Source organism: Kitasatospora sp. NPDC091257 (genome assembly GCF_044757675.1).
GTDB classification, from domain to species: domain Bacteria; phylum Actinomycetota; class Actinomycetes; order Streptomycetales; family Streptomycetaceae; genus Kitasatospora; species Kitasatospora lactacystinica.
This window is the reverse complement of record NZ_JBIVVI010000926.1, coordinates 778-3,733: the sequence shown is the minus strand read 5'-3', so window position 1 is coordinate 3,733 and position 2,956 is coordinate 778. Positions and strand designations below refer to the sequence as shown.

The window sequence follows — 2,956 nt, the reverse complement described above, 5'->3', positions numbered from 1 at the left end:
GTCCAGCAGCTCGTGGAAGCTCGGGTCTCCGGACGTGTCGGTGCGCAGCAGCAGGAGGTGTTGGCGCGGTGGTGGATCAGGATGACCGGGGAGGTCGTCTCACCGTGGCGCCAGGCGTTGACGATCAGTTCGACCATCGCGAGTTCGGCGTCCGCGATGAGGGAGGGCGGCCAGCCGGCACTGGTCATCCCGTCGCGGAGGGCGTCGCGGGAGAGGGTGAGGGAGGGGGAGTTGAGGTTACGCACAGCGTCTCCCAAGGGGAATGGAAGGATGAACCGAGCGAGAAGTCACCGTGAGCCAGTCCGGACATGGGTGCTCTGCGGTGCAGGGCAGCGTTACTGACGCCCGCATCGGTGGTCGGTGCGTCACCGACTGTAGGACATTGCTGGTACATGTACCGGCACTTCTACCTGTTTCTTCACTCGATCGATGGATTGCTGGACCCCTCACGCAATTGCAATGGATGCTTGGGGCATGCCACCAGGAACCACCCCGTCTGCCCGGCAGGAACGAGTCGGCATCGAGCTGCGGAAGATGCGCGACTGCGCCGGACGCACAACTGCCGAGGCTGCCGCGCTGTTTGGGTTCTCTCGAACGAAGATCACGCAGATCGAGAAGGCGCAGTACCCGATCAGCGCCGAACGCGTGAGGATGCTCGCCTCCGACTTCCAGGAGAGCGACGCCACCTACATCGAGGCACTCGGCGCCATGGCCGAGGAGCGCCACAGAGGCTGGTGGGAGGACTTTCGCGGTTCCGTGCCGGTCGGCTTCCTGGACATCGCGGAGATGGAGTACTTCGCCAAGGGAATGCGCACGTATCAGGTCTCGCATGTTCCCGGCGTTATGCAGACCGAGGAGTACGGGCGGGCAATCTTCCAGGATGTCTACCCGCCGCTCTCACCGCGCCTCCTGGAAGCCCGCGTTGAGCATCGAGTGCAGCGTTCGACGTTCTTGATGCGAGACGGAGCTGAGCCATACTCGGCATTGGTGCACGAGGCCGCCCTGCGCATGCTGTTCGGCGGCCGTGATGCTGCCAGGCGACAGCTTGACAGGCTGCTTGAGTACTCGGAACTTCCTCATGTGACACTTCGGGTGATCACCTTCAGCACCAACGGGTTCATGGGCGCGGGACAAGGCGTCATCCATGCCAACGGCCCTGTGAAACGGCTCGACACTGTCCAGCTCGACGCCGTCGGCGGCCCGGCATTCCTGCATGAGCAGAAGCACTTGGAGAACTACCGCTACATCATCGACAGGATGACCGAGCGGTCTCTCACCGAGAGCCAGTCCCGTGATGCCATCCGGCTCATCAAGAAAGAGATCTAAGCCATGGAAACACTCCGCTGGAAGCGCCCTGAAGCTTGCCCCGATGGCGCAAGCTGCCCCGAGGTGGCCATAGGCCCCGACGCCGTCTACGTCCGTAGCAGCCTCCTGCCCGAAGCCATCGCCCAACTCACCCCCGACGAATGGCGCGACCTCGTGTCCGCGATCCGCGCCGGCGAGTTCGACGCCTGACTCCCCCGCTGCACCGGCCGGGGCGGCGATTCGGCACACGGGTGCTGATCTGCTAATATTCCTGACGTCACGAGGGAGATGATCTCTCGTCAGGCGTCAGCGGTGCTACCAGAGCACGTCCTACTTTCAGTAGGAAGAGTCCGTGCAACCCGGGCCTGGCGCTCCACGATCGGAAGGGTCCGGCATCCACACGGGTGCCGGGCCCTTCCGCTTTTCATCGCCCCTGAACGAGCGACTACACCCCGTCCGCCGTGCAACAACCGCACTGGGTCGACTCATGCCGCTCCGCTGGCTCCTTTGTCGCCAGCCACGCCCTGCCCAGGACAACGATGACGGCAAGAACTGCCACGAACCGCACGGTGTTGTGGAACTGCCGAGAATCCGGCGCCGAAAACCGGAGAACCCGGAGCCCCTTCGAGGACATCTCGACATCGAGCGCCATCTCCCCGGCCGCATCCCCGACCCCCGACGCCCCGCTCTTCTGCTCTGCCATCCGCCCCTCCATCCGCGTCCGCACGAGTGTGGCAGGTCGCCGGCGGCACCGTGGTCGCGGAGTGGACCAGAGCGCCCCCGGGTCCGGGTACCGGGAGCACGATTCGTCACACGGGTGCTGAGCTGCTAATATTCTCGACATCGCGAGGGAGATGATCTCTCGTCAGGCGTCAGCGGTGCTACCAGAGCACGTCCTACTTTCAGTAGGAAGAGTCCGTGCAACCCGGGCCTGGCGCTCCACAGTCGGAAGGGTCCGGCATCCACACGGGTGCCGGGCCCTTCCGCGTTTCCCGACCCGGGACAGGAGCAACAGTGCAGATCGCGACCGACGACCTCTCCGGCCCCGAGATCGCCCGCTTCCTCGACGAGCACGTCCAGCAGATGCGGGCCATCTCCCCACCGACCAGCACCCACGCCCTCGATCTCGACGCCCTCCGCCGGCCCGGGATCACGTTCTGGTCGGTGCGGGACGACGGCGTCCTGGTCGGCTGCGGCGCTCTCAAGCAACTGGACACAGACCACGCCGAACTGAAGTCGATGCGCACGGCACCCCTGCGCAAGCGGAGCGGCGTCGCGTCCCTGCTGCTGGAGCACATCATCACCGAAGCCAGGCGCATGGGCTTCACGAAGCTGAGCCTGGAGACCGGCACGCCCGACTTCTTCCTGCCGGCCAGGAAGCTGTACGAAAAGTTCGGATTCGTCCCCTGCGAACCGTTCGCGGACTACCGGCCCGACCCGAACAGCGCGTTCATGACGAGAGAGCTCTGACCGACGGCGCCCGTCCGCCCGGCCGCGATTCGTCGCACGGGTGCTGAGCTGCTAATATTTTCGACATCGCGAGGGAGATGATTCCTCGTCAGGCGTCAGCGGTGCTACCAGAGCACGTCCTACTTTCAGTAGGAAGAGTCCGTGCAACCCGGGCCTGGCGCTCCACAGTCGGAAGGGTCCG

General features: G+C 64.8%; 5 protein-coding genes. 3 read left to right on the top strand and 2 right to left on the bottom strand.

Features of this window, described 5'->3' with window-relative positions; genetic code table 11:
- Nucleotides 1-245, bottom strand: a 245-nt coding sequence (locus ACIQOV_RS32165) for a hypothetical protein (protein WP_401054226.1), incomplete at its 3' end; no start/stop codon positions are given.
- Nucleotides 246-474: 229 nt separating this feature from the next.
- Between ACIQOV_RS32165 and ACIQOV_RS32160 the strand changes: the two genes are divergently transcribed.
- A complete protein-coding gene (locus ACIQOV_RS32160; RefSeq protein WP_401054225.1) occupies nt 475-1,326 on the top strand; it encodes a helix-turn-helix domain-containing protein in 852 nt (283 codons plus the stop codon).
- A gap of 3 nt (nt 1,327-1,329) precedes the next feature.
- Complete coding sequence (locus ACIQOV_RS32155) at nt 1,330-1,515, top strand: DUF397 domain-containing protein (RefSeq protein ID WP_401054223.1); 186 nt, start codon at nt 1,330-1,332, stop codon at nt 1,513-1,515.
- A 235-nt stretch (nt 1,516-1,750) separates the two neighbouring features.
- Here ACIQOV_RS32155 and ACIQOV_RS32150 read toward each other — a convergent pair whose 3' ends face one another.
- Nucleotides 1,751-2,008: a hypothetical protein gene (locus ACIQOV_RS32150; protein ID WP_401054222.1), complete on the bottom strand. Its 258-nt coding sequence runs from the start codon at nt 2,006-2,008 to the stop codon at nt 1,751-1,753.
- A gap of 311 nt (nt 2,009-2,319) precedes the next feature.
- Between ACIQOV_RS32150 and ACIQOV_RS32145 the strand changes: the two genes are divergently transcribed.
- Nucleotides 2,320-2,775, top strand: coding sequence for a GNAT family N-acetyltransferase (locus ACIQOV_RS32145; RefSeq protein ID WP_401054220.1), 456 nt, complete (start codon nt 2,320-2,322; stop codon nt 2,773-2,775).
- The last annotated feature ends 181 nt before the right edge of the window (nt 2,776-2,956 follow it).